Raw genomic sequence first — 23,544 nt, forward strand, 5'->3', positions numbered from 1 at the left:
ACGGTGCCCGTCGGTCAGGCCACGGCCGTGATCAGGTCGCGTCCTGCTCCAGTGCAGGCCGTTCGGCAGCCTGGTTACCGCGCGTCTTGCGTCTCAGCCAGTCGGAAACCCCGGCGATCATGGCGTAGAAGGTCGGCACGAAGAGGCTGCCGAGCACCGCCACCGAGGCCATGCCCACCGCCACCGTGGTGCCGATATGGTGGCTGCTGGTGTCGCTCGCCCCGGTGGCCATCGCCAACGGCAGCGTGCCGAAGATGAACGCCAGGGAGGTCATGACGATCGGCCGGAAGCGCAGCTCCGCCGCCGTGATGGCCGCCTCGTGGATGGTCTTGCCCATCTCGCGCCGCTGCAGCTCGGCGAACTCGACGATCAGGATGGCGTTCTTGGCCGCCAGGCCGACCACCACCAGCATACCGATCTGCACGTAGACGCTGGTATCCAGTCCGCGCAGGGCGATACCACCGATACCGCCCAGGAAGGCGAAAGGCGTCGCCGTCAGCACCGCCAGCGGCAGCGACCAGCTCTCGTACTGAGCCGCGAGGATCAGGAACACCATCAGCAGGCCAAAGACGATGGCCATGGTCGCGGCACTGCCCGCCTGGCTCTCCTGGTAGGCGGTCCCGGTCCAGCCCATGCCCCAGCCGTCGCCGAGCGTCTCATTGACGACCTGGTCCATGGCGGCGATGGCCTGGCTGGAGCTGTAGCCCGGCGCCGGCCCGCCCTGGAACTGCGCACCGGGATAGACGCCGAAGCGGGTCACCACGGCGGGCGCCGTCTGGCGCTTGAGGGTCACGAACTCGGACAGCGGAATACGCTCGCCGTCGCCACCACGCACGTAGACGTTGGAGATGTCGTCCGGCGTCTTGCGGAACTCGTCCTCGTTCTGCAGATAGACTTGGAAGTTGCGGCCCTGATAGCTGAAGAAGTTGACGAAGCCGTTGCCGAAGGTGTTGCCCAGCGTCGAGTTCAACGCCTCCAGCGACACGCCGTAGCTCAGCGCCTTCTGCCGATCGATCTCGGCGCGGAAGGACGGCACGTTGACGTTGAAGGTCGTGAACACCTGCTGCAGCACCGGGTTCTGGCCGGCGGCCTGCATGACCTTCAGCGAAGCCTGATAGAGCTCCTGGGGAGACGCCCCCTCGTAGGACTGCAGGTAGCCGGTGAAACCGCCGGTGGTCGACAGCCCGATGATCGGCGGCATGTTGAAGGCGATGGCCGAACCGCCCTGGATCTGGGCGCCGAGGCCCATGATCTTGCCGATCAGCTGCGTGGCGGTGAGGTCACGCTCGTCCCAGGGCTCCATGTTGACGAAGATGATCCCGCGGGCGGTATTCACCGAGCTGGTCAGCATGTCGTAGCCCGCCACCGCCGAGGAGTACTTCACCCCCGGAACTTCCTCGATGGCCGCACTCAGCCGTCCCATGTAGTCACGGGTTCGCGCCAGTGACGCCGAGTCCGGCAGCTGCACGGCCGCCAGCACGATACCCTGGTCAGTCTCCGGCACCAGCGTCGAGGGGGTGGTCTGGTAGAGCCACCAGGAACCCGCCCCGACCAGGGCGGTGAACAGCAGTGCCAGCCCCCAGAAACGCACCAGCTTCTTGACCACCCACATGTAGACCGCGGTGGCTCCGGCGAAGAAGCGGTCGAAGAGCCGCAGCGGCGTACGCACCGCACGCAGGAAGGCCGACTCGCGACGATGCAGGTCATGCTTGATGAAGATCGCCGACAGCGCCGGGGTAAAGGTCAGTGCCATCAGCGCCGAGAAGCCCACCGACACGGCGATGGTCAACGCGAACTGCTGATAGATCTGGCCGCTAAAGCCGCCCAGGAAGGCCACCGGCACGAACACCGCCGCCATGATCAGCGAGGTGGCGATGACCGGCCCGCCGACTTCCTTCATGGCCCGCACGGTGGCCTGAAGGACGGTGATCTCCTCGTCCTCGCCGAGCACCCGCTCGACGTTCTCGACCACCAGGATGGCATCGTCCACCACGATGCCGATCGACAGCACCAGCGCGAACAGCGTCAGCAGGTTGATCGAGAAGCCGAAGGCGTAAAAGCCGGCGAAGGTGGCCAGTACCGAGACCGGCACCACCGACATGGCGATCACCGTGAAGCGCCAGTTCTGCAGGAAGATGAACAGGATGACGCCAACGATCAGGAAGGCCTCGATGAAGGTGTGCAGCACCGTCTCCACGGAGGCGTCGATGAACTGGGTGGTGTCATAGGGCACCACGTATTCGAGCCCCGGCGGAAAGCGCCCGGCCAGCTCATCCATGGTCGACTCGACCGCCCGGGCGGTCTCCAGGGCATTGGCACCCGGCTGCTGGTTGATGATGATCGGCGTCATGGTGCCGCCGTTCAGCCGTGCCTCGACGCCGTAGAACGAAGCCCCAAGCTCGATGCGCGCCACGTCATCCAGGCGCAGTGCCGAGCCGTCCGGGTTGGTGCGCAGGAAGATGTCCCGGAAGTCGTCGACATTGCTCAAGCGCCCGCCGGCGGTGATGGTGTAGGTGAAGGCGCGCGGCTCCGACTGCGGCGTAGCCGCCAGGCTGCCCGCCGGCACCTCGGTGTTCTGGGCACGGATCGCGCTGGCCACCTCGGAGGGCGTCAGGTCGTACTGCGCCAGCTTGTCCGGATCCATCCAGATCCGCATGGCAAAGTCGCCGCCGCCCAGCACCTCGGCCTCGCCGACCCCCGGCACCTGGCGCAGTTCGTCCAGGATATTGAGGGTCGCGTAGTTCTGCATGTAGGTGCGATCGTAGTCACCCTCGGGAGAGATCAGCGACACCAGCATCAGAATCGAGCTGGAACGCAGCTCCACCGTCACGCCCTGGTCCTGCACCGCCTCGGGGAGCTGGGACAGCGCCCCCTGCACCCGGTTGTTGACGTTGATGGTGTTGATATCGCCATCGGTGCCGATGCCGAAGGCCACGGACAGGCTCATCGAGCCGTTGTCGGCGCTGGTCGAGGTCATGTAGAGCATGTCCTCGACGCCGTTGATCGCCTCCGCCAGCGGTGCAGCCACCGTCTGGGCCACGGTCTCGGCATCCGCCCCGGGGAAGGTGGCGTTGACCGAGACCGTGGGCGGCACCACGCTGGGATACTGCTCGATGGGCAGAATCCGCATGCTCATCAGCCCGACCAGCGTCAGGATGATCGCCAGCACCGAGGCGAAGATCGGTCGCTTGATGAAGAAATTGGAGAAATTCATTCCGCCGCATCCTCTTCGGCCGGCGCGGCCTGCTCGGCGGCGGCCGCCCCATCATCTCCTTGGCCCTGACCCTGGCCCTGGCCCTGGCCCTGGCCCTGGCCACCAGTCTGCGCCGCATCCACCTGGGCGATCAGCGCGGCGGCATCGCCGTCGAAGGGCTGGGCCTGGATCGGCGTGCCTGGCTTGAGCCCGGCCGGATCGCCGACCACCACACGCTCGCCCGACTCGACGCCACCGTTCAGGATCTGCCAGGGTCCGGCCAGCTCACCCAGCTCCACCGGCCGGGCCCGCGCCACGTCATCCTCGTCGAGCACGAATACCTGCGGTCCCATCAGCCCCTGGCTCAGGGCGATCTCGGGTACCGCCAGCACCTCGAAGCGCTTCAGGCCTTCCAGCCTCACGCGCACGAACTGACCTGGCAGCACGCGCCCTTCGGGATTGGAAAAGGTCGCCTTGGCCTGGACGGTGCTGGTGGCCTCATCCACGCGCGAGCCCAGGAAGTCCAGATGGCCCTCGAGGCTTCCCTCGCCCGCCGGCAATTCCAGGCTCGCATCGATGTCGCCGAGAGACGCATCGCCGAGCTGACGGCGCAACGCAAAGGCATCCTGCTGGGGCAACTGGAAGCGCACCTCGAGGGGGTCCAGCGGCGTGATGGTGGCCAGTTCGGTGCCGGAGCTGACCAGGTTGCCCACATTCACCTGGCTCAGGCCGATGGCCCCGCTCACCGGCGCGGTGACATCGGCATAGCCCAGGTCGATGCGCGCACTGGCCAGGGCGGCCTCGGCCTGGGCCACGCTGGCCCGAGCCACGTTGAGGTCGGCCTGGGCCTGGTCGACCTGCTGGCGGCTCACCGAGTTCTGGCTCAACAGCTGCTGGAAGCGATTGGCATCGCGGCCGGCCCGGGCGAGCTCGGCCTTGGCACTCTCCAGGTCGGCTTCGCGCTGGGCCACGGTCGCCTGGTAGAGATCCGGCTCGATGGCATAAAGGCTCTCGCCCTCTTCCACGATGTCGCCGGGTTCGAAGTGACGTGCCTCGAGGAAGCCGGTGACCCGGGCCACCAGAGTCACCTCGCTCTCGCTGCGAAGCTTGGCCGGATAGGATTTGTCCAGCGGGATGTCCTGACGCGCCAGCGTCGCCACCGGCTTGGGTTGCGGCGGCGCCTGGCCGCCTTGCGCCGCAGCCTGCTGCTGGGAGGCCTCGTCCTGGCCACAGGCGGACAGCAACAGGCCCGCCGCCAGCGCCAGCAGCCCGGCGCGGCTGCGTTGTAGGGTCATTTTCATGCCTGGCAATCTCGTTAGGGGATCGAACGTCGAAGCGGGTTATCGATCGACAGCGGCGAATCTAAACATACATTCGCGTCTGTACGTAAGAAAAATCACGACTCGGGCTGCGGCGGAGCACCAATGTCCATTGCCTCGTCATAGCGGCCGCCCTCCCGCGCATCGGGCAGCGTCAGATAGACGCTCTGGTCGTCCGCCAGCCAGTCATTGATCGACTCGATGGCCTCGACATTGAGGGTGCCCGACTGCTGGCGCAGGGTGAGCAGGTCGATCACATAGCTGAAGCGGGCATCGGCATGGTTGGCAATGGCGTCATAGAGATTCTGCTCGGCGTTGAGCACGTCGACGATGTTGCGGGTGCCCACCTCGTAGCCGGCACGCGTGGCGTCCAGCGCACTCTGGTTGGAAACGATGGCCTGGGCCCTAGCCTCTACCGTGGCCACGTCGTTGCTGACCTGGGTATACAGCGAACGTACCTGCTGGATGGTCTGGCGACGCTGGTCCTCGAAGTCGTACTGACTGGCCTCGAGGGAATAGGTGGACTGGCGAATGCCGGCGCTGGTTCGCCCGCCGGTGTACAGCGGCAGGCTCACGCCCACGCCGACCTGGCTTGAGGACGAATGTCCCTCGACGCCATCCTGGTCGGCATCGGCATAGTCGTAGCTGGCGAAGGCCTCGACCACCGGCAGCCGCTGCGCCTGAGCGATATCCACGCCGCTGCGCGATACCTCGACGCCGGCCTGGCTGGCCAGCACCAAGGGGCTGTTGTCCATTGCCAGATCGACCCAGGCATCGCGACCAGACGGCTCGGGGGGCGTGACCGGCATGGTTTCCTGGAGGGCATCGATGCTCTCGTAGCGCTCCCCGGTCAAGCGCTCCAGGGCTTCGAAGCTGACCTGCAGATCGCTCTCGGCGGCGATCCGCTCGGCGCGGGACTGGTCATAGCTGGCCCGAGCCTCTTCCACTTCGGTGATCGCGATCAGGCCGACATCGAACTGCTCCTGGGCCTGCTCGAGCTGGCGCCCGATCGCGCGCTCCTGGGCACGACGTGCCTCGAGGATCTCGTAGGCCCGCAGGATATCGAAGTAGGCCGACGCCACGTCGATCAACACCTGCTGCTCGGTGGCGGCCAGTTGGTAGGTCTGCTGGTCGATCTGGCGCTCGGCCTGATCGACCTCGGCACTGTTGGCCGCGTCGAACAGTGCCTGAGTGGCCTCCAGGGATAGCGCAGCGCTGTTATAGCTGTCGTCGCTGGACGCCGCACCGCTCCCGGCGGCGAGCGTCGAACGCTGGCTCTCGTACTGGCGGTTGTGCGCCACCTGCCCCGAGGCCGTGACCTGTGGCAGCAGATCGCCACGGGCAACATCGCGTCCCGCCTCCACGCTGCCATACTGGGCACGCGCCGAGGCCAGGGTGGCGTTGTTGTCGATGGCATCGCGGGTGATGGTCAGCAGATCAGCGGCCTGCGCCTGGCTGGCCAGCGACATGGCCAGAAGGCAGGGCAACAGGGCGCGCCGCCCCACCGGCACCGGATGATACGGCTTCATCGGCAAGTTCCTTCTGCGAGAGTGACTATACATTCATTGTCGCATGTTTGTGACGTCAATCCATCATCATCCATGCAATTAGCGTGAAAATTATCGCGCCGTCCGTCGAATGCCGGAGAATCGTCTATGCTGCGAAGCAGCATACCCCATACCAGGATAGCGACCCATGGACGACTTGACCCTCGTGCGCGTCAGGGAACTGGAGGTTGCCGTACGCATCTGGCACCCCGGAGCGCCTCGCACCCTGATCGCCTGGCACGGCCTGGCGCGCCACGGCGGCGATTTCGCCGAGTTCGCCCGCCGGCTGGGCCCCGACTGGCGAGTCCTGGCGCCTGATACCCCTGGGCGCGGCCTGTCCAGCTGGTCGCTCTATCCCTCCCATGACTACTTATACTCGCACTACATGACCATAGCAGTCGCGGTGCTGGAGCACTTCCATCTCGAGCGCGTCTCCTGGGTCGGCACCTCCATGGGCGGTCTGCTTGGCATGCTGCTGGCCGCCGAACCGGAGACCGCCGGACGCATCGAGCGTCTGGTGCTCAACGACGTCGGCCCGGAACTGGACCCGGACGGCCTGGCATCGCTAGCCAGCTACTTCGGCGTACCGCACCGCTTCGGACGTTTCAGCGAACTCGCCGCTGAGCTGCGTCGACATTACGCAGGCTTCGGCATTCACGACGAGGCCACCTGGCGACGCCTGACCCTGGAGAGCGCCCGCCGGCTCCCCGACGGCGGCTGGACCTATCACTATGATCCACGCATCGGCGAGCAATTCGTCCACGACACGCCCCGCGACACCTGGGCCGACTGGCGTGCCATCCGCTGCCCGCTGATGGTGGTGCGCGGCGCCGACTCACCGCTGCTGCGCGCCGAGACCATCGAGCGCATGCGCCGCGAACAGCCGACGCTGACGCACATCGACGTCACCGGTTGCGGCCACGCCCCGATGCTCGACCACCCCGAACAGGTCGCCCCCATCGCCGACTTCCTGGCACGCCCGCTGCCCGCCACGCCGCCTGTATCGCATCGCGAAGTGGCCTGGTGGCAGCGTAGCTGGGCCTGGCTACGCCGACGAATCCGCGGCTGACGTCAGTCTTCCTGCTCCACCCGCGCCAGGGCTCGAGCCACACCCTCCCGATAGGCGCCGCCGAACAGCAGCAGGTGATTGAGCAGCGGATACAGCTGGAAGAGCGCCTCGCGACGAGGCCAATCGGCGGGCTCACCGCCCTGCCAGTAGGCCTCGAAGAAGGCCGGTGAAGGGGCGCCGAACAGCGTCAGCATGGCCAGGTCGACCTCCGGGTAGTGACGATAGACCGCCGGGTCGATCAGCGCCGGCCCCCGGGCCGTGTAGAGCACATTACCCGACCACAGATCGCCGTGAACCAGGCTCGCCGGGGCGTCCGGCAGCCAGGCCTCGAGGCCATGGGCCACGCCCTCCACGCGCTCACCAAGCCGGTCGTCCAGCAGCCCCCGGGCATGGCAGGCCTTGGCCAGCGGCAGCAGCCGGCGCTCGCGCTGGAAGACACGCCCGTCGGTTAGTGGTGCGTTGGGCTGCGGCGTCGCACCGCAGGCGTTGTCAAAGGGCCAGCCGTGGGGCTCATGACCGGCCGCGTGGAGTTCGCGCAGTCCCTCCGCCAGGGCGATCTCGTCGTGCGGCGTTCGAGCCCCCGGCACCAGGGCCTCCATGACCAGCCAGCCATCGCCCTCACCCCACACCTCGGGCACTACCAGTCGCGACGTCGCGGCGCGCAAGGCCTGCAGCCCTTGCGCCTCGCCCCTCAATCGACCGGCGTCGTCGTACTTGGCCACCGCCTCGCCGCGGTCGGTGGACAGCCGGTAGACGGCGGCGATATCACCGCCGGACAGCGGCACCAATGCGCCGGCAGGACGAATCCCCAGGCGGCGCAACAGTTGGTCGAGGGCATCGGGCATGGCGTAGCTCCGGTCGAATATCGCCCCCGAGGCTCGTCCCTCGCTCCACCCTTGTCAAAAAAAAGCCGCCCCAGGGGGTGGGCGGCAAATCTCGGGTCGCAGGCGCAACCACGGGCGGGCGTCAAGAGTCACTCGGGCATCAGCACTCCGTCGATGACGTGTATCACACCGTTGCTGGCCTCGATATCGGGCTGAATAACGGTGGCATCGTTCACCATCACCTTGCCGTCCATGGTGGTGATGGTCAGGTCCTGACCCTGAACGGTGGTAGCGCTGTCTGCCGCCATGGCGTCCTCGGCCATGATCTTGCCCGGCACCACGTGATAGGTCAGTACCGACGTCAGCGTTTCGCGGTTCTCGGGCTTGAGCAGGTCGTCTACGGTACCCGCCGGCAGAGCAGCGAAGGCATCGTCGGTAGGGGCAAAGACGGTGAACGGCCCCTCTCCCTTCAGGGTCTCGACCAGCCCCGCGGCCTTCACGGCGGCAACCAGGGTCTCGAACTGGCCGGCCTCCACGGCAGTGTCCACGATATCGGCTTTCATGCCGTGCTGGTCAGCCTGGACGGCGCCAGCAAGCATCAGGCCCATCATCCCGGTACCTATCCACTTGGGTGCTGCGGAGATAAAAGCTTTCATCGTCAATCGCTCCTCTGAAGCAACACGAGCGCGTATCGCTCGACCTGACGGAGAGGCGCCGCCTCTTCCTATACAACATATAGGATATGTACACGTATTGGACAAGTATTTTTTTGCGCTGCTACCGCCCGATGAATGACGCTGCCCCGGCTTCTATGGCACAACGAGACGCCGACACCAGCGGACAGGAGATCATCATGTACAAGCTCGCCTTCTTCGTTCCCGTGGCAGACGCCGAAGCCGTCAAGGAGGCCGTTTTCGCGACCGGAGCCGGGCGCATTGGCGACTACGAGGCCTGCTGTTTCCAGACGTCCGGCACCGGCCAGTTCCGCCCGCTGGCCGGGGCGACCCCGCATATCGGCCGGGTCGGCGATATGGAAAGGGTGGAAGAACTCAAGGTGGAGCTGGTCTGCGAGGACGCCTTGATCCGCGAGGCACTGGCCGCGCTGCGGCGAGCCCATCCCTACGAGGAACCGGCCTATGACGTCTGGCGGCTCGCGGACCTGTGATCGAGGCGGCAAGAACGCCGCCCCTGGCCGCTACTGCATCAGGCCGAGCCGAAGTAGCGCTCGCGATCCTCGGGCGTGATATCGCTGATGTGCAGCGGAAAACCGCCATCACGGCGGTCGGCGAAGAAGTGGCGCAGGGTGCGCTCGATGGTGGGAAAGGCCAGCTCGTCCCAGGGGATCTCGTGCTCCTCGAACAGCGCGACCTCGAGGCTCTCCGGACCGGCACCGTAGTCGCCGGTCAGGTCGGCGCGAAAGATCATGAACACCTGGTCGATGTGCGGCAGATTGATCAGGGTATAGAGATCATGGATCGCCACCTCGGCCAACGCCTCTTCGCGCGTCTCGCGGGCCGCCGCCTCGACGGTGGTCTCGGCGTTTTCCATGAAGCCCGCCGGCAGCGTCCAGAAGCCCTTGCGCGGCGAGATGGCCCGGCGGCACAGCAGCACCTGCGAGCCCAGCACCGGCAGGGTACCGGCGACAATGCGCGGGTTCTGATAGTGGATGGTGCCGCAAGCCTCGCACAGGAAGCGTGGCCGGTCATCACCTTCGGGGATCGCGAATCGGACCGGCTGACCACAGTGGCTGCAAAAGTTCATGGCGCTCCCTGACAGGCTGGCGACCGGACATGGCCCGGGCTTGACGCCGCGCGCGGCGACTGGGTAAAAGGAGTGAAACTCGACGGAATCACCATGTTAGAGAAACTCCGCGAGCGCCTGCAAGCGCATGCGCCGCCCCCCTTGCGCGTCGACCTCCCCCAGGCGGCCGTGCTCATCCCCGTGGTGGCACGCCCCGACCCCACGCTGTTGTTCACTCGCCGAGCGGCCCACCTCTCGACTCACAGCGGGCAAGTGGCCTTTCCCGGCGGCAAGCGCGAGGAACAGGACGCCAATCTGCTGGCCACCGCGCTGCGCGAATCCGAAGAGGAAATCGCTCTGCCTCCCACCCGGGTCGAGGTGCTCGGCCGGCTGTCCGACGTGCTCTCGCTGCACGGCATCAAGGTCACCCCCTACGTGGGCGTGATCCCACCGGACCTGCCGTTGTCACCGGATCCTGGCGAGCTGGATGCGATCTTCGAGGTGCCGGTGGCGGACTTCCTGGCCGACCGCCGTACCCATACCGACGTGATTCGCGTCGACGGCCGCGACTACTACGTGCCGAGCTATCGACACGACGGCCACGTGATCTGGGGGCTGTCGTCGATGATGCTGGTGGAACTGCTGGCCGAGGGCTTCGGCATGCCGATCACCCTGTTCCAGCGTCCTTCCGGCGAGCTGCGCTTCCACCCAGAGCGCCGGACGACACCGTCATGAGCCACCCGCATCTGCCTACCCATCGACTCACCGAGCTGGTCGACGCCCTGGTCGAACAGGGCTGGTATAAAGGCGACGCCTTCCTCCCCGAGGCACTGCACGTCCCGCTACTGGCCGAAGTCGAAGCGATGGCCGCCCGCGACGCGCTGGCCGCCGCCGGCGTCGGTCGCGGCAGCGAGCATCATCTGCGCCACGACATTCGCGGCGACGCCATCCGCTGGCTCGACCGGGAGAGCCTGGCCCAGCGCCGCTACCTGGAGGCCATGGGCGAGCTGCAACAGGCCCTCAACCAGGCCCTGTTCCTCGGGCTGTTCGAGTATGAGGCCCATTTCGCCCAGTACCCGCCGGGAGCCTTCTACCGCCGCCATCTCGACAGCTTCCGGGGCCGCGCCAACCGGGTGATTTCCACCGTGGGTTATCTCAACGCCGACTGGCCTGCCGACGGCGGGGGCGAAATGGTGATCTTCGACGCCGACGCCCCCGAGCAGGAGCAGGCACGAGTGCGCCCGGAAGCCGGCACCTTCGTGTGCTTCCTCTCGGATCGTGTCCCCCACGAGGTTCTACCAACCCGCTATCCCCGCGCCAGCATCGCCGGCTGGTTCCGGCGCAACGCCTCGCTGGGCGGCCTGGTGGATCCGGCCCACTGATGGCGAATGAACGAGCGACGCTCGAGGCCCGCGTAGCGGCGCTCGAGGCCGACAATGCCAAGCTAGAGGCACGCGCTGCGCGGCTTGCCGAGCAGCGCGATCACTATCGCTGGCTGACCGAGCACACCACCGACCTGATTTCGCGGCACGCCCGGGACGGCACCTTCCTCTACGCCTCTCCGGCCGCCCGCGAGCTGATCGGCTACGCCCCCGAGTCGCTGATCGGCGTCTCGGCCTATGACCTCTTCCATCCCGACGACCTGGCCGACCTGCTCGCCAAGTCGCCGCGGGTCTATCACCGCGATGGATTCTATCGGCTCTGCTATCGTTTCCGCGCCCGGGATGGCCATTACATGTGGATCGAGACCACAAGCCGCACCCGTCGCGATCCCGTCAGCGGCGAGCTGCTGGACATTCTCTGCGTCTCCCGGGACGTGACCCTGCGCCGTCGCGCCGAGGCCCAGGCCCATCGCCACCAGGAGCAGATCGCCCACGCCAACCGCCTGGCGGCCACCGGCGAGCTGGCCTCGACCATCGCCCACGAGCTCAACCAGCCGCTGGCGACCATCGCCAACTACGCCAGCGGCGCGCTGATGCGACTCGAAACGTCACCGGACGCCCCGGCCCGGAGCCTGACACTACCGCTGACCCGGATTCACGAACAGGTCGGCGATCTCGCCGAACGGCTGCGCCTGATCCGCACCTTCGTGCGCCGCGGAGAGACCCGCTGCGCCCCGCTGGCCTTCGCTACCGCCGTCGACGGTGCCGTTCGGCTGTGCGACTGGCAGTTCCGACAGGCCGGCGTACGCCTGACGCTCGACCTGCCGGACGACCTGCCTAAGGTGCACGGCGATCCGCTGGCCCTGGAACAGGTGCTGGTCAACCTGCTGCGCAACGCCCTGGACGCCAGCCGAGAATGCCCAAGGGCCGAACGGGTGACGATCTCGGCCCGTGGACAAGGCCCCCGGGAGCTGATCTTTCAGGTGCACGATCAAGGCGCGGGGGTGAGCGAAGCGGCCCAGGAGCGATTGTTCACCCCCTTCCATACCACCCGTGACGATGGCCTGGGCATGGGGCTCGCCATCGCCCGCTCGCTGATGGAAGCCATGGGCGGTGGGCTGGTTCTCGCAGGGACCGGCGACGATGGCACCCTGTTTCAGGGCACCCTGCGCCTCGCCGCCCCCGACTGACACCCCATCAGGACATCAGCACGAAGCGCCCGGGGGCATCCTCCAGCGGCGGATGGCGTTCGCTGCCCAGCGACGGTGGCGCCACACGCGCGGAGGAATGCGCCACCAGCCAGGCTTGCCAGGCCGGCCACCAGGATCCCTTCTCGGTTGGCGCCGACCCGCGCCAGGTATCCGGATCGAGATAGCGGTCGGTACCGCGCCGGGTACAGCACTGGTAATGGCGTCGGGGATGGCCCGGCTCGCTGATGATGCCCGCGTTGTGGCCGCCGTTGGTCAGCACGAAAGTGACCTCGTCGGCATCGGCGAGCAGGTGAATCTTGTACACCGAACGCCAGGGCGCCACGTGATCCTCGTCGGTGGCCACGCTGAACAGAGGCACCCGGATATCGCTGATCGCCACCGGCCGTCCCTCCACGCCGTAACGGCCGTTGGCCAGATCGTTGTCGAGGAACAGCCGGCGCAGATACTCGGAGTGCATCCGGTACGGCATGCGCGTCAAATCGGCATTCCAGGCCATCAGGGCATTCATCGGCTGGCGTTGGCCGAGCAGGTAACTGTGCACCACCCGCGACCAGATCAGATCGTTGGAGCGCAGGATCTGGAAGGCGCCGGCCATCTGGTAGCCATCCAGATACCCGCGATCCCACATCATGCTTTCCAGGTAGGAAATCTGGCTCTCGCCGATGAACAGCATCAGCTCGCCGGCTTCGGTGAAGTCCACCTGGGTGGCCAACGTGGTCAGGCTGGCCAGGCGCGGGTCGGCATCGCGTGCCATGGCAGCCGCCACGATCGACATCAGGGTCCCGCCCAGACAATAGCCCACGCCGTGAACCCGATCGCTGCCGGTGATCTCGACGATCGCGTCCAGCGCCGCCATCGGGCCCAGCCGCCGATAGTCGTCCATGCCCAGCTCGCGGTCGTCGGAATCCGGGTTGCGCCAGGAGATCATGAATACCGTATGGCCCTGGCCGACCAGATACTCGACCAGCGAGGCACCGGCATGCAGGTCGAGGATGTAGTACTTCATGATCCAGGCCGGCACGATCAGCACCGGCTCGGCATAGACGCGTTCGGTGGTCGGCGCGTACTGGATCAGCTCGATCAACCGGTTGCGATAGACGACCTTGCCAGCCGTAGTGGCCAGTTCGTGGCCTACCCGATAGGCCTCGGCGCCCACCGGCGGGCGGCCGGCCAGCGCCCGCTGCGCATCCTCCAGCAGGTTGTGCCAGCCCTGGACCAGGTTCTGACCTCCCGTGGCCAGGGTCAGCGAGGCGACTTCGGGGTTGAGCCAGGGCAGGTTGGAAGGCGACCAGCGATCCAGCCACTGGCGCACCACGAAGTTCACGACTCGCTCGCGCTCGACCGGCAAGCCGGTCACGTCGGTGGTGGCGATATGCCACCACTGCTGATTCAGCAGAAAGGCCTGGTAGTAGAGGCTGTACGGCCACAGTCGCCAGGCGGGGGCACGAAAGCGTCGATCCTGGGGCATCGGCTCAATGCATGGCTCGACACCCGGGTCCAGCGCCAACCGCTGCAGGTAATGTCCCAGTCGCCAGGCCTTGCGCCCGGCCTTGTCGACGAGCTCGATCTGCTTGCCCGGCGACAGCGCCAGGTGCATCAGCCACTCGGCCTGGGTGCTGGCCAACCCCGCCGGCGAGATACCGGCCGTCAGTTTTGCCAGGCCGGCATGGAAGGCTCGATCCAGCTGCAAGGCAATCGGGTCGACGGCTTCCGACTGCATCGCCTCATCCGATGAGGCGTCTTCCCTGGGCCCCATGTCCGATCCCGACGTCATCGTGCATTCCTCCCCTCGACAACCGCCGCCACGCCTTTCCAGACACGCCTTTCCAGATTAGCAGCTCCTCGGCCCGCGACATGACCGTCGAGGCCGACGAGAGGTACACTGCCCCTGCGCCCGAGGCGCCCCTCATCGCCCGCCGCCGGAGCCATGCGTGACCGAGCCCTTCCCCGCCGCCCTGCACATCGCCATCGTCGACGACAACGCGGCGCTGCGCGAATCCTTGACCTGGCTATTCGAGTCCGTGGGCCTGGCTCCCGTGGCCTACCCCGACGGCGAAAGCTTCCTCGCCGCCGCCCCCGAGCATCACGATGTCATCCTGCTCGATGTGCGCATGCCCGGGCTCTCGGGCCTTCAGGTACAGCAACGCCTGGTCGAGCGAGGCGACGTTACCTCCCTGATCTTCATGACCGGCCACGGCGACGTCCCCATGGCCGTGAGCGCGCTGAAGGCCGGGGCCTTCGACTTCGTCGAGAAACCCTTCAACCAGCAGCAGCTCATCGACCTGGTGCAGCGTGCCGCGGACACGTCGCGCCGGCGGCAGCGCGAACGCGCATGCCTGTCGGCACTGCACGAGCGCTTCGCGGGTCTGCGCCCCAAGGAGCAGGCGATCCTGGTCCACGTCGCCGAGGGCCTGACCAGTCGCGAGATAGCCGCCCATCTGGAGATCAGCGCCAAGACCGTGGAGATCTATCGGCTGCGGGCCATGAAGGCGCTGGGCGCCGCCAACCTGGCCGAGCTGGTGCGCCTGGTCACGGCACTGGGGCTGGTGCCGTCGCTGCCGGACGCCTGACGCCCCTCCTCGTATCGCTTACGCTCCGCGACGTCACGCGCGCCTGTCGCGGGGCGCGCCAGGGATTACACTCCTTGGGAGAGCCAGCGCAGCGAGGAGCGACGATCATGATCCAGGACGCGGACCGCAAGCATCTCGAGCATTGCCTGACCCTTGCCGAGGAAGCCCTGGTGGCCGGCGACGAGCCGTTCGGCTCGCTGCTGGTCTCGGCCGACGGCGAGGTGCTGTTCGAGGACCGCAACCGCATCGCCGGTGGCGATGCCACCCGCCATCCCGAATTCGCCATCGCGCGCTGGGCAGCGGAGCACCTGAGCCCGGCGGAGCGAGCCGCGGCCACCGTCTACACCTCCGGGGAACACTGTCCGATGTGTGCCGCCGCCCACGGCTGGGTAGGGCTCGGTCGCATCGTCTACGCCAGTTCCAGCGCCCAACTGGGGGAATGGCTGAGCGCACTGGGCGTTCCACCGCCGCCGGTGGCAGCGCTGCCGATCCAGCAGGTAGTGTCGGGCATCTCCGTCGAGGGGCCGGTGGCGGGGCTCGACGAACGGGTACGCGCCCTCCACCATCGCTTGCATCGTGCCGGTCGTCAGACATCGCTGGAATGAACGCTCACCGGCCCGCGCCGTTTCCGATGCGCAGCATGTGATCGGGCTGCCCAGGTGGATCGGGAATACTCGTCCGTTGCAGCGTCCCGGTCATGGCCCATGAACCGCCGGCAGCGCTAGACGTTCACGCGGTAGGTGAGATCCCTGGCCTCGTCGCCGGTCATTCCACGAAAGCCCCAGCAGTGCGGCGGCTGCTCCTTGAGGATGATCTCCACGTCCACCGGCGCAATGCCGAGTCGGGCCTCGATCCGAGCGAACAGCGCCTTGATCAGGGCCCGCTGGGTCTCGGCCGCGCGCCCCGCCATCATGTTGATCTCGATCACGGTGTAGGCGTCGCTGCGCCCGCCGGGGAAATAGAAGTCCTCGGCGTCCATGGGCATGAAGCGATGGGCCCGCTTGTCCTCGGGCATGCCGAGCACCGACATCATGCACTCGTGAATCACCGCCGAGAGGCGAGCCTTGATGGGGTCCAGTCGATGGCGGATGCCATAGATCACGATCATGTCATTTCCTTATGGGCAAGGGCCTCCTCCTTGGAGGCCCGGGTGGGTTCACCCGGCCGCGGCCAGGCGACATTCCATGCCGATCAGCGGCGGCTCATCCAACAGCGTGACGAAGCCGTGGCGGCGATAGAACCGCACGGCCACGCTGTCGGCGAAGACCTTGAGCCGCAGCGCCTCGAGGCGACGCTCGCGGGCCCGTGCCTTGGCGGCCTCGAGCGCCCGGGCGCCGAGCCCGACGTCGCGCCGACCGGCCACGATCTGCAGGTCCTGGAGATAGCCGATGCCTTCGCCGTAGTGGAGGCGCAGATAGCCCACACAGGCGCCTTCGCACCACAGCAGATGGTTCTCGCCGGCGGCCCAGTCGGCCTCAAACGCCTCCGGATGCCAGTCAAGGCCATGGCATTCATAGGCCTCGCGCATGTTGGTCCGCACCAGGGCGGCGGCCCAGTCACGGTCGGACTCCCGCGCCGGGCTCAGCGACAGCACTGCGCCTCAGCTCCGAACCGTCGCCGTCAGCGCCTGGCCGACGTACAGCATCTGGCCGACGCCCTCGAGCGGGATGGCGTTCTGGCCGAAGAAGGCGCCCTTCCAGCCCGGCTGGGTGTCCATCTCGACCAGCGTCTTCAGCGGCTCCTTGGGCATCGGCGCCTCGCCGGTGAGCGGATCCTGGGTGATGATCTTGCAACGCTTGCAGGGCTTGCGCAGCCCCAAACGGACTCCCGACTCCACGGCCACCTCGTCCCAGTCGACCTCGGCGAAGGGGGCGTCACCCTCGACCACGATATTGGGCCGGAAGCGGCTCATCGGTACGGCATCACATCCCTTGGCGACGAGGCGTTCGTTCAGTCGCTCGAGCGAGGCCTGGTGCGTCACCAGCAGCGGATAGCCGTCGGGGAAGGCGGTATGCGCCGACTCGCCTCTCAGGTAATCGGCCTCCACTTCGCGGCGACGCTCCTCGGGGAAACGCACCAGGCGCAGCCCGCCGTCATCGGCGCCGCCCAGCACGGCGGTCAGCCACTCGGCCGCCTCGACGCCCTCGTCCAGCGCCTCGCAGGTGTCCTTCCAGATGCTGACCTCGAGGCGCTCGAGCCCGTGACGCTCCAGCGGCACGGCCAGGGGCGCGGCCTCGGAATGCTCCAGCACCAGGCGATTGGCCTCGAGGCGCACCGTGACCCGGGCCATGGCGGGGCGCTCCCGCTGGGTGACGAAGCGGCCGCGGGCGTCCACGACCATCCAGTGGCGATCGAAGGCCAGGCCGCGCTCGGTGAGCGTGGACTGCTCGAGCGTGATGCCGCGCAGCGACTTGACCGGATAGATGTTGAGCTGAGTGATGCGCATCCCTGCCTCCCTGGCATTGGTGGAAGGCTTTACTCTACCAAGCCGGCTAGGCTTTTTCCTCGGCGAGCGCAGCGACCACCGCGGCATCGGCGTGCAGGGCCGTGGTGTCGTAGAGCGGCACCAAAGTATCGGCCTGGCCAACCAGCAGCGCGATCTCGGTGCAGCCGAGGATCACCGCCTCGGCGCCGCGGGCATGCAGGTCCGCGATGATCTCGAGAAACACCGCCTTCGAGGCCGGCTCGATGCACCCCTGGCACAGCTCATCGAAGATCACCCGATGCAACCGCTCGCGCTGCTCGGCTTCCGGCACCAGCACCTCGATGCCGAAGCGCTCGGTGAGCCGATCCTTGTAGAAGGCCTGTTCCATGGTAAAACGCGTACCCAGCAGTCCCACGCGGCGAATGCCGTCCTGGCGCAGCCGCTCGGCGGTGGCATCGGCGATGTGCAGCAACGGGATCTCGATGGCCGCCTCGACCTGAGGCGCCACCTTGTGCATGGTGTTGGTGGCAATCAGCAGCAAGTCCGCCCCCGCCGCCTGCACTCGCTGGGCCGCCTCGGCGAGCCGCTCGCCCGCCACGTCCCAGCGACCTTGCTGCTGCAGCGCCTCGATCTCGGCGAAGTCGACGCTGTAAAGCGCCACCTTCGCCGAATGAAAGCCGCCCAGCTCGCGCTTCACGCCCTCGTTGAGGGCCCGATAATAGCTCTGAGTGGATTCCCAGCTCATGCCGCCGAGCACGCCAATGGTCTTCATGGTCACCTCCGTGTGGAACTGTTGGGACATTACCAGTATTCCGGTGCCTCGAGAGAGGCCGCGCACCTCGCCCTACCCGCCAGACGCTCGAGCACGCCGAATGCAAGCTCGCTGGCCATCCAGGCCTCGGGATGCCCCAGCGGATGGGGAGCCGTAATGGCATGATCCGCCCGGAAGCCGGCCCTGGCATAGTAGCGGGGATCGCCCAGCACCAGCACGCAGTCGACCCCGGCAGCGGCCAGCCGCGCGAAGCCCTCGGCGATCAAGGCGCCGCCGGTCCCTCGCCGCTGCTGCCCGGGCGCCACCGCCAGAGGCGCGAGGATGCGCACACTCGCCCCTGGGTAGCCTTCGATCGATACCGCGCTGAAGATGGCATGCCCCACCAGCCTGCCCTGCCGTTCGGCGACCAGAGACAACAGCGGCCGTGCCGTATCGTCATGCAGCAGGGCCGTCACCAGTCGGCCGATCCCGGCCCCCTCCGACGAGCCGAAGGCCGCCTCGTGGAGGGAAAGCAAGGCGAGCTCGTCCTGCCCCGTCGATTCACGTATCGTCAAGCTCGCCTCCCCGATGCGACTCCCGGACGGTTTCCTCCAGCCTACTCCCCTGATCACGACCCGCAAAAAGCGGGACGGTCAACGATGGACCCCAGCGCTCGTCGCTCAGCCGGCCTGCACGGCAACCTTTAGCACCCCGTCGCGCTGGTGGGAGAAGAGGTCATACGCCGCGGCAATGTCCTCCAGCGCATAGCGGTGGGTGACCAGCGGCCCAAGGTCCAGCCGGCCACTCTCGATGATGCCCATCAGCCGGCGCATGCGCTCCTTGCCGCCCGGACACAGCGAGGTGACGATGCGGTTGTCGCCGAGGCCGGCGCTGAAGGCGTCCAGCGGCAGGGTCAGGTCCTCGGAATAGACGCCGAGACTCGACAGGGTACCGCCTGGCTTGAGCACCCGCAGGGCGTTCTCGAAGGTGGCCTGCAGGCCCAGCGCCTCGATGGCCGCATCCACGCCACGCCCACCGGTGAGGCGACGGATCTCGTCGACCACGTCCACCTTGCGGTAGTCCAGCACCACGTCGGCGCCGAGCCGGCGAGCCATGGCCAGCCGCTCGTCCACGCCGTCCACGGCAATGATCAGCCCGGCGCCTCGCAGCCGCGCTCCGGCGGTGGCGCAAAGCCCGATCGGTCCCTGGGCGAACACCGCCACGCTGTCGCCAATGCGGATGTTGGCCGACTCCGCTCCGGCGAAGCCGGTGGACATGATGTCCGGACACATCAGCACCTGCTCGTCGCTGAGCCCATCCGGCACCGGGCTGAGGTTGGCCTGGGCGTCGGGCACGCGCAGGTACTCGGCCTGGGCGCCGTCGATGGTATTGCCGAAGCGCCAGCCGCCCATCGGCTTGTAGCCGTGCCCGTGGTGGCCGCCATCCTGGGCGCTGCAGCCGTCCTGGCAAGCGTAGGAGGTGAAGCTCGGGCAGATGGCGCCGGCGATCACCCGCTGGCCTTCGGCATAGCCCTTGACGTTGACGCCGAGCTTCTCGATCACCCCCACAGGCTCGTGGCCCACGGTCAGGCCGCGCTCCACTGGATACTCGCCCTTGAGGATGTGCACGTCGGTGCCGCAGATGGTGGTGGTGGTCACGCGGATCAGGGCATCGTCGGGGCCGATGTCCGGGATTGGCTTGTCGTCGAGCTCGATGCGGCCGGGCTCGACGAAGATGGCGGCTTTCATCATGGCAGGCATGGCGGCTCTCCTCGCGGGAAAAATCTCATCACAGCACAGCCTGGCCCGGGCGGGGTTGCGCTGGATCAAGCCGACGCCAGAGATGCCTCTGAGCATGACAATCCGGGAGGTGGAGCGACGTTAACTTCCATGCCCTTCCCCGCCGTTGCCCAGGCGATTAACCTGCTCATGGTTACCCGACCTTTAACCACTCGCCACCAGGACACCGCCATGAGCCCGGCTGACACCCTTCGCCTGATCCTGCTCTCCTCGCTGTGGGGGATGTCGTTCATCTTCATGCGCGTGGCGGTGCCCGAGTTCGGTCCGGTGCCGCTGATCCTGGTGCGCATGGGCGTGGGCGCGCTGCTGATGGTGCCGCTGCTGCTCGGCGCCCGCTACCTGCGCCTGGTGCGGGACAACGCCGGTAAGCTGATGCTGCTGGGGCTGGTCAACCACGTGCTGCCGTTCTCGCTGCTGGCGCTGGCCACCACGCGGCTGGAGGCCGGCTTCACCTCGCTGATCAACGCCACCACGCCGCTGTTCACCGCCCTGCTCGGCGCGCTGTTCTTCGCCACGCCGGTGTCACGGCGCCAGTACCTGGGCCTGGCGCTGGCCTTCCTCGGCGTCTACGTGCTCTCCGCGGATCGGCTGGACTTCGCCCTCGGCGGCGATGGCTGGTTCATCCTCGCGGTGCTCGGTGCCACCTTCTGCTACGGCATCGCCACCAACTATTCCAAGACGTACCTGTCCCACCTGCCGGTGCGCGTGCTGGCCGCCGGCAGTTGCGCGATGTCAGGGCTGATCCTGCTGCTGCCGGGCCTGTGGCTGTGGCCCCAGGCCCCGATCAGCGGCCTGGGCTGGGCCAACGGCCTGGCGCTGGCGGTGTTCAGCACCACCCTGGCGTTTCTGCTCTACTTCGGGCTGATTGCCAGCGCCGGGGCTACTGCCACCTCCACGGTCACTTTCCTGGTGCCGGTCAGCGCCCTGCTCTGGGGCTATCTGCTGCTCGACGAGACGCTGAGCCTGCAGGTCCTGGCCGGCATGGCGATTACCCTGGCCGGCACCGCCATCGCCACCGGCGTGCTACGCCTGGGCTGGCCGACACGCCTGGCCCGGCGACGCGACGAGCGCCTAGACTGAAGCCGATGCTGCCCCGACCCACGGGAGCCCCATGGACACCGCCCGCCTGCGCTTCCACGGCGAGCTCGACGACTTCCTGCCCCGCGAGCGGCGCGGCCGCACGCTGGCCTACCGGGTCGACCGCCGCGCCGCCATCAAGGACGTGATCGAGGCCCTCGGCGTGCCTCACCCGGAGATCGACGCCATCCTCGTCGATGGCACCTTGGTGGGCTTCGACCACCCCCTCGCCGCCGGAGAGACGGTGAACGTCTACCCCGCCAACGTCGCACCGCCCGGGGCCGCGTCGCATCGCCTACGCCCACCCCTGCCGCAGCCGCCCCGCTTCGTGCTCGACGTCCACCTGGGCCGACTGGCCCGCTACCTGCGCCTGCTGGGGCTGGACTGTCGCTATCGCAATCGCGCCGACGATGCCGAGCTGGCCGAATGGGCCGAGACCGAGGATCGCATCCTGCTGACCCGCGACCGCAACCTGCTCAAGCGCCGACGAGTTGCCCTGGGGCGCTTCGTGCGCGCCGATGCCCCCTTCGACCAGCTCGTGGAGGTAATACGGGCCTTCGTGCGACGCGACGAGCTGGCACCCTTCACTCGCTGCACGCGCTGCAACGGCCGACTCGAGGCCGTCGCCAAGGACACGGTGATTCATCGGCTGGAACCGCTGACGCGCCGCTATATTGACGACTTCCTGCGCTGCGAAGCCTGCGGCCAGCTGTACTGGCACGGCAGCCACGTGTCGCGCATGCAATCCCTGGTGGCCAGGCTGCACCACCGGCTCGATGAGGCAACATGAAAGACGGCCGTGGCGTCGCCGCCACGGCCGTCGGTCTCAACGGCGAGACGAGCGCCGCTCAGAAGTTCGGCTTGCGCTTCTCGACGAAGGCGCTCATGCCTTCGCGCTGTTCCTCGCCGGCGAAGCACAGCGCGAACAGGCTGGTCTCCAGGGCCAGCGCGCTGTCCAGGTCCTGGTCCATGCCATCGTGGACCGCCTGCTTGGCACCGCGCACCGCCTGCGGACCGTTGCCACCGAGTTGCTTGGTCAGCTCGGCGGCATAGTCCTCGAGCTCGGCCTGGGGCATCACCCGGTTGACCAGGCCGATGCGCAGCGCCTCATTGGCATCGATCTTGCGCCCGGTGGTGACCAGGTCCAGGGCCATGGCCGGGCCGACTCGGCGCGGCAGGCGCTGGGTGCCACCGAAGCCGGGAATCACCCCAAGCAGCACCTCCGGCTGACCGAACACGGCGTTGTCGCTGGCCACCGCCCAGTCGCAGGCCAGCGCCAGCTCGCAGCCACCGCCCAGGCAGAAGCCGTTGACCAGCGCCACCACCGGCACCGGCAGGGCCTCCAGCCGCTTGAGGGTGGCGAGCGCCTGGCCGGCGAAATCGCGGGCCTGGGGTGCGCTCTTGTCGCGCATCTCGGTGATGTCGGCACCGGCCACGAAGGCCTTCTCGCCGGCCCCGGTGATCAGTACCGCGCGCAGGTCATTGCGGGCCTCGAGCTCGTCGAGGGTCGCCGCCAGGGCGGCGATGACATCGCTGTTGAGGGCGTTAAGTGCCTTGGGACGGTTGACGGTCAGGCGCACGACGCCAGCGTTGTCCTGCACCTCGATCGGCTGCTCGCTCATGATGACTCCTCGTGATGACGAAAGGGACGATCCGCCCTCACCCTAGCGAACGCTTGGTTGGGCGGCAATCACGGCTTTGGTAGAGGTCACGAATAGACGTGGAAACCGCGCCCGGACTTGCGCCCCAGATAGCCGGCCTCGACCATGCGCCTGAGCAACGGACAGGGCCGGTACTTGGGATCGCCGAAGCCCTCCTGGAGGACCTCCATGATCGCCAGGCAGACGTCCAGGCCGATCAGATCGGCAAGCTGCAGGGGCCCCATCGGATGAGCGGCGCCGAGCTGCATGGCCTGGTCCACCGCCTCGGGGGTAGCCGCGCCCTCCTGCACCAGGAACGCCGCCTCGTTGATCATCGGCACCAGCAGGCGATTGACGGCGAAGCCGGGGGAGTCGCCCACCCGCACCGCGGTCTTGCCCAGCGCCTCGGCCAGGGCCTCGATGCGCGCCACGGTGGCGTCGCTGGTCTGCTCGGCGCGAATCACCTCGACCAGCTTCAAGACCGGCACCGGGTTGAAGAAGTGCATGCCCACGACCCGCTCGGGCCGCGCGCTGACCGCGGCCAGCCGGGTCAGCGACAGCGAGGAGGTGTTGGAGGCCAGGATGGCGTCGTCGCTGAGCCGGCTGAGGTCCCGGAACAATTGTTCCTTGAGTTCCGGCTGCTCGGGGGCGGCCTCGATGATCACCGCACAGTCGGCCAGGGTCTCCAGGTCGGCGGTGGTCAGCAGCCGCGCCATGGCCTCCTCGCGGCCAGCCTCGCTCAAGCGGTCCTTGGCCACCAGCTTGCCCAGTCCCGCATCGATGGCGCTGCGGGCCCGCTCCAGGGCGGCCTCGGCCACGTCATACAGGCGCACCCGAAATCCGCTGGTCGCCAGCACCTGGGCAATACCCTGGCCCATGGTGCCGGCGCCCACGACGCCGATCGGTTGTTGACTCATCGCTGCCTCTCCTCCTCTCGAGTGGATGACGTGCCCGCGGGCATCCGGTGCAGCATGCACCGCCGGCGCCCGCCGGTCGA

General features: G+C 67.5%; 24 protein-coding genes. 9 read left to right on the top strand and 15 right to left on the bottom strand.

Annotation, left to right across the window (positions count from 1 at the left end; translation table 11 throughout):
• Positions 1 to 31: 31 nt before the first annotated feature.
• From FHR96_RS10545 to FHR96_RS10555, 3 genes are all read right to left on the bottom strand, one after another.
• On the bottom strand, positions 32 to 3,214 hold the full coding sequence (locus FHR96_RS10545; RefSeq protein ID WP_183387643.1) for an efflux RND transporter permease subunit: 3,183 nt from the start codon (positions 3,212 to 3,214) through the stop codon (positions 32 to 34).
• The gene (locus FHR96_RS10550) at positions 3,211 to 4,494 is read right to left on the bottom strand and encodes an efflux RND transporter periplasmic adaptor subunit (protein ID WP_183387644.1); all 1,284 of its coding nucleotides are present in this window, start codon (positions 4,492 to 4,494) and stop codon (positions 3,211 to 3,213) included. The genes FHR96_RS10545 and FHR96_RS10550 overlap by 4 nt, the downstream gene beginning before the upstream one ends.
• A gap of 95 nt (positions 4,495 to 4,589) precedes the next feature.
• Positions 4,590 to 6,041, bottom strand: a complete 1,452-nt coding sequence (locus FHR96_RS10555; protein ID WP_183387645.1) for a TolC family outer membrane protein — start codon at positions 6,039 to 6,041, stop codon at positions 4,590 to 4,592.
• A 166-nt stretch (positions 6,042 to 6,207) separates the two neighbouring features.
• Here FHR96_RS10555 and FHR96_RS10560 point away from each other — a divergent pair, with 166 nt between their 5' ends.
• A complete protein-coding gene (locus tag FHR96_RS10560; RefSeq protein WP_183387646.1) occupies positions 6,208 to 7,128 on the top strand; it encodes an alpha/beta fold hydrolase in 921 nt (306 codons plus the stop codon).
• Between the two features lie 2 nt (positions 7,129 to 7,130).
• Here FHR96_RS10560 and FHR96_RS10565 read toward each other — a convergent pair whose 3' ends face one another.
• Both FHR96_RS10565 and FHR96_RS10570 read right to left on the bottom strand, forming a co-directional pair.
• A complete protein-coding gene (locus tag FHR96_RS10565; RefSeq protein ID WP_183387647.1) occupies positions 7,131 to 7,973 on the bottom strand; it encodes a fructosamine kinase family protein in 843 nt (280 codons plus the stop codon).
• A 128-nt stretch (positions 7,974 to 8,101) separates the two neighbouring features.
• Positions 8,102 to 8,608, bottom strand: a complete 507-nt coding sequence (locus tag FHR96_RS10570; protein ID WP_221195775.1) for a fasciclin domain-containing protein — start codon at positions 8,606 to 8,608, stop codon at positions 8,102 to 8,104.
• Positions 8,609 to 8,805: 197 nt separating this feature from the next.
• On the opposite strand from FHR96_RS10570, the gene FHR96_RS10575 reads away from it, so the two are divergent.
• The gene (locus tag FHR96_RS10575) at positions 8,806 to 9,117 is read left to right on the top strand and encodes a YqfO family protein (protein ID WP_183387648.1); all 312 of its coding nucleotides are present in this window, start codon (positions 8,806 to 8,808) and stop codon (positions 9,115 to 9,117) included.
• A 38-nt stretch (positions 9,118 to 9,155) separates the two neighbouring features.
• On the opposite strand, the gene FHR96_RS10580 is transcribed toward FHR96_RS10575, so the two are convergent.
• Positions 9,156 to 9,713: an NUDIX hydrolase gene (locus FHR96_RS10580; protein WP_183387649.1), complete on the bottom strand. Its 558-nt coding sequence runs from the start codon at positions 9,711 to 9,713 to the stop codon at positions 9,156 to 9,158.
• 93 nt (positions 9,714 to 9,806) lie between these two features.
• Here FHR96_RS10580 and FHR96_RS10585 point away from each other — a divergent pair, with 93 nt between their 5' ends.
• Genes FHR96_RS10585 through FHR96_RS10595 form a run of 3 tightly spaced genes read left to right on the top strand, consistent with a single transcriptional unit; the run spans position 9,807 to position 12,264 of the window.
• A complete protein-coding gene (locus FHR96_RS10585; protein WP_183387650.1) occupies positions 9,807 to 10,427 on the top strand; it encodes a CoA pyrophosphatase in 621 nt (206 codons plus the stop codon).
• The gene (locus FHR96_RS10590; RefSeq protein ID WP_183387651.1) at positions 10,424 to 11,074 is read left to right on the top strand and encodes a 2OG-Fe(II) oxygenase; all 651 of its coding nucleotides are present in this window, start codon (positions 10,424 to 10,426) and stop codon (positions 11,072 to 11,074) included. The genes FHR96_RS10585 and FHR96_RS10590 overlap by 4 nt, the downstream gene beginning before the upstream one ends.
• Entirely contained in the window at positions 11,074 to 12,264 is a 1,191-nt protein-coding gene (locus FHR96_RS10595; protein WP_183387652.1) for a sensor histidine kinase, read from the top strand. The genes FHR96_RS10590 and FHR96_RS10595 overlap by 1 nt, the downstream gene beginning before the upstream one ends.
• Positions 12,265 to 12,271: 7 nt before the next feature.
• Here FHR96_RS10595 and FHR96_RS10600 read toward each other — a convergent pair whose 3' ends face one another.
• Positions 12,272 to 14,059: a PHA/PHB synthase family protein gene (locus tag FHR96_RS10600; protein WP_246392886.1), complete on the bottom strand. Its 1,788-nt coding sequence runs from the start codon at positions 14,057 to 14,059 to the stop codon at positions 12,272 to 12,274.
• 157 nt (positions 14,060 to 14,216) lie between these two features.
• Between FHR96_RS10600 and FHR96_RS10605 the strand changes: the two genes are divergently transcribed.
• Both FHR96_RS10605 and FHR96_RS10610 read left to right on the top strand, forming a co-directional pair.
• Positions 14,217 to 14,855, top strand: coding sequence for a response regulator (locus tag FHR96_RS10605; RefSeq protein WP_183387653.1), 639 nt, complete (start codon positions 14,217 to 14,219; stop codon positions 14,853 to 14,855).
• 107 nt (positions 14,856 to 14,962) lie between these two features.
• Positions 14,963 to 15,460 (top strand): nucleoside deaminase, encoded by a 498-nt coding sequence (locus FHR96_RS10610; RefSeq protein WP_183387654.1) that lies wholly within the window; start codon positions 14,963 to 14,965, stop codon positions 15,458 to 15,460.
• 116 nt (positions 15,461 to 15,576) lie between these two features.
• Here FHR96_RS10610 and FHR96_RS10615 read toward each other — a convergent pair whose 3' ends face one another.
• From FHR96_RS10615 to FHR96_RS10640, 6 genes are all read right to left on the bottom strand, one after another.
• A complete protein-coding gene (locus tag FHR96_RS10615) occupies positions 15,577 to 15,963 on the bottom strand; it encodes a tautomerase family protein (RefSeq protein ID WP_183387655.1) in 387 nt (128 codons plus the stop codon).
• A 48-nt stretch (positions 15,964 to 16,011) separates the two neighbouring features.
• Positions 16,012 to 16,449 (bottom strand): GNAT family N-acetyltransferase, encoded by a 438-nt coding sequence (locus FHR96_RS10620; RefSeq protein ID WP_183387656.1) that lies wholly within the window; start codon positions 16,447 to 16,449, stop codon positions 16,012 to 16,014.
• Positions 16,450 to 16,455: 6 nt separating this feature from the next.
• Positions 16,456 to 17,301, bottom strand: a complete 846-nt coding sequence (locus FHR96_RS10625) for an MOSC domain-containing protein (RefSeq protein WP_183387657.1) — start codon at positions 17,299 to 17,301, stop codon at positions 16,456 to 16,458.
• A gap of 46 nt (positions 17,302 to 17,347) precedes the next feature.
• Positions 17,348 to 18,052 (bottom strand): aspartate/glutamate racemase family protein, encoded by a 705-nt coding sequence (locus FHR96_RS10630; RefSeq protein ID WP_183387658.1) that lies wholly within the window; start codon positions 18,050 to 18,052, stop codon positions 17,348 to 17,350.
• A 29-nt stretch (positions 18,053 to 18,081) separates the two neighbouring features.
• The gene (locus FHR96_RS10635) at positions 18,082 to 18,606 is read right to left on the bottom strand and encodes a GNAT family N-acetyltransferase (protein ID WP_183387659.1); all 525 of its coding nucleotides are present in this window, start codon (positions 18,604 to 18,606) and stop codon (positions 18,082 to 18,084) included.
• Between the two features lie 105 nt (positions 18,607 to 18,711).
• Positions 18,712 to 19,791, bottom strand: coding sequence for an NAD(P)-dependent alcohol dehydrogenase (locus FHR96_RS10640; protein ID WP_183387660.1), 1,080 nt, complete (start codon positions 19,789 to 19,791; stop codon positions 18,712 to 18,714).
• A 210-nt stretch (positions 19,792 to 20,001) separates the two neighbouring features.
• On the opposite strand from FHR96_RS10640, the gene FHR96_RS10645 reads away from it, so the two are divergent.
• Both FHR96_RS10645 and FHR96_RS10650 read left to right on the top strand, forming a co-directional pair.
• Complete coding sequence (locus FHR96_RS10645; RefSeq protein ID WP_183387661.1) at positions 20,002 to 20,910, top strand: DMT family transporter; 909 nt, start codon at positions 20,002 to 20,004, stop codon at positions 20,908 to 20,910.
• Positions 20,911 to 20,941: 31 nt separating this feature from the next.
• The gene (locus FHR96_RS10650; protein WP_183387662.1) at positions 20,942 to 21,697 is read left to right on the top strand and encodes a Mut7-C RNAse domain-containing protein; all 756 of its coding nucleotides are present in this window, start codon (positions 20,942 to 20,944) and stop codon (positions 21,695 to 21,697) included.
• Between the two features lie 58 nt (positions 21,698 to 21,755).
• Here the strand turns inward: FHR96_RS10650 and FHR96_RS10655 are convergent, their stop codons facing one another.
• Complete coding sequence (locus FHR96_RS10655) at positions 21,756 to 22,529, bottom strand: enoyl-CoA hydratase-related protein (RefSeq protein ID WP_183387663.1); 774 nt, start codon at positions 22,527 to 22,529, stop codon at positions 21,756 to 21,758.
• A gap of 86 nt (positions 22,530 to 22,615) precedes the next feature.
• Positions 22,616 to 23,464: a 3-hydroxyacyl-CoA dehydrogenase family protein gene (locus FHR96_RS10660; protein WP_183387664.1), complete on the bottom strand. Its 849-nt coding sequence runs from the start codon at positions 23,462 to 23,464 to the stop codon at positions 22,616 to 22,618.
• Between the last annotated feature and the right edge of the window lie 80 nt (positions 23,465 to 23,544).

It is taken from the genome of Halomonas organivorans (assembly GCF_014192055.1).
Classification (GTDB): domain Bacteria; phylum Pseudomonadota; class Gammaproteobacteria; order Pseudomonadales; family Halomonadaceae; genus Halomonas; species Halomonas organivorans.

Coding starts and splice junctions, on each gene's coding strand:
- FHR96_RS10545 (WP_183387643.1), bottom strand. CDS start 3,214: ATGAATTTCTCCAATTTCTTCATCAAGCGACCGATCTTCGCCTCGGTG.
- FHR96_RS10550 (WP_183387644.1), bottom strand. CDS start 4,494: ATGAAAATGACCCTACAACGCAGCCGCGCCGGGCTGCTGGCGCTGGCG.
- FHR96_RS10555 (WP_183387645.1), bottom strand. CDS start 6,041: ATGAAGCCGTATCATCCGGTGCCGGTGGGGCGGCGCGCCCTGTTGCCC.
- FHR96_RS10560 (WP_183387646.1), top strand. CDS start 6,208: ATGGACGACTTGACCCTCGTGCGCGTCAGGGAACTGGAGGTTGCCGTA.
- FHR96_RS10565 (WP_183387647.1), bottom strand. CDS start 7,973: ATGCCCGATGCCCTCGACCAACTGTTGCGCCGCCTGGGGATTCGTCCT.
- FHR96_RS10570 (WP_221195775.1), bottom strand. CDS start 8,608: ATGAAAGCTTTTATCTCCGCAGCACCCAAGTGGATAGGTACCGGGATG.
- FHR96_RS10575 (WP_183387648.1), top strand. CDS start 8,806: ATGTACAAGCTCGCCTTCTTCGTTCCCGTGGCAGACGCCGAAGCCGTC.
- FHR96_RS10580 (WP_183387649.1), bottom strand. CDS start 9,713: ATGAACTTTTGCAGCCACTGTGGTCAGCCGGTCCGATTCGCGATCCCC.
- FHR96_RS10585 (WP_183387650.1), top strand. CDS start 9,807: ATGTTAGAGAAACTCCGCGAGCGCCTGCAAGCGCATGCGCCGCCCCCC.
- FHR96_RS10590 (WP_183387651.1), top strand. CDS start 10,424: ATGAGCCACCCGCATCTGCCTACCCATCGACTCACCGAGCTGGTCGAC.
- FHR96_RS10595 (WP_183387652.1), top strand. CDS start 11,074: ATGGCGAATGAACGAGCGACGCTCGAGGCCCGCGTAGCGGCGCTCGAG.
- FHR96_RS10600 (WP_246392886.1), bottom strand. CDS start 14,059: ATGACGTCGGGATCGGACATGGGGCCCAGGGAAGACGCCTCATCGGAT.
- FHR96_RS10610 (WP_183387654.1), top strand. CDS start 14,963: ATGATCCAGGACGCGGACCGCAAGCATCTCGAGCATTGCCTGACCCTT.
- FHR96_RS10615 (WP_183387655.1), bottom strand. CDS start 15,963: ATGATCGTGATCTATGGCATCCGCCATCGACTGGACCCCATCAAGGCT.
- FHR96_RS10625 (WP_183387657.1), bottom strand. CDS start 17,301: ATGCGCATCACTCAGCTCAACATCTATCCGGTCAAGTCGCTGCGCGGC.
- FHR96_RS10630 (WP_183387658.1), bottom strand. CDS start 18,052: ATGAAGACCATTGGCGTGCTCGGCGGCATGAGCTGGGAATCCACTCAG.
- FHR96_RS10640 (WP_183387660.1), bottom strand. CDS start 19,791: ATGCCTGCCATGATGAAAGCCGCCATCTTCGTCGAGCCCGGCCGCATC.
- FHR96_RS10645 (WP_183387661.1), top strand. CDS start 20,002: ATGAGCCCGGCTGACACCCTTCGCCTGATCCTGCTCTCCTCGCTGTGG.
- FHR96_RS10650 (WP_183387662.1), top strand. CDS start 20,942: ATGGACACCGCCCGCCTGCGCTTCCACGGCGAGCTCGACGACTTCCTG.
- FHR96_RS10655 (WP_183387663.1), bottom strand. CDS start 22,529: ATGAGCGAGCAGCCGATCGAGGTGCAGGACAACGCTGGCGTCGTGCGC.
- FHR96_RS10660 (WP_183387664.1), bottom strand. CDS start 23,464: ATGAGTCAACAACCGATCGGCGTCGTGGGCGCCGGCACCATGGGCCAG.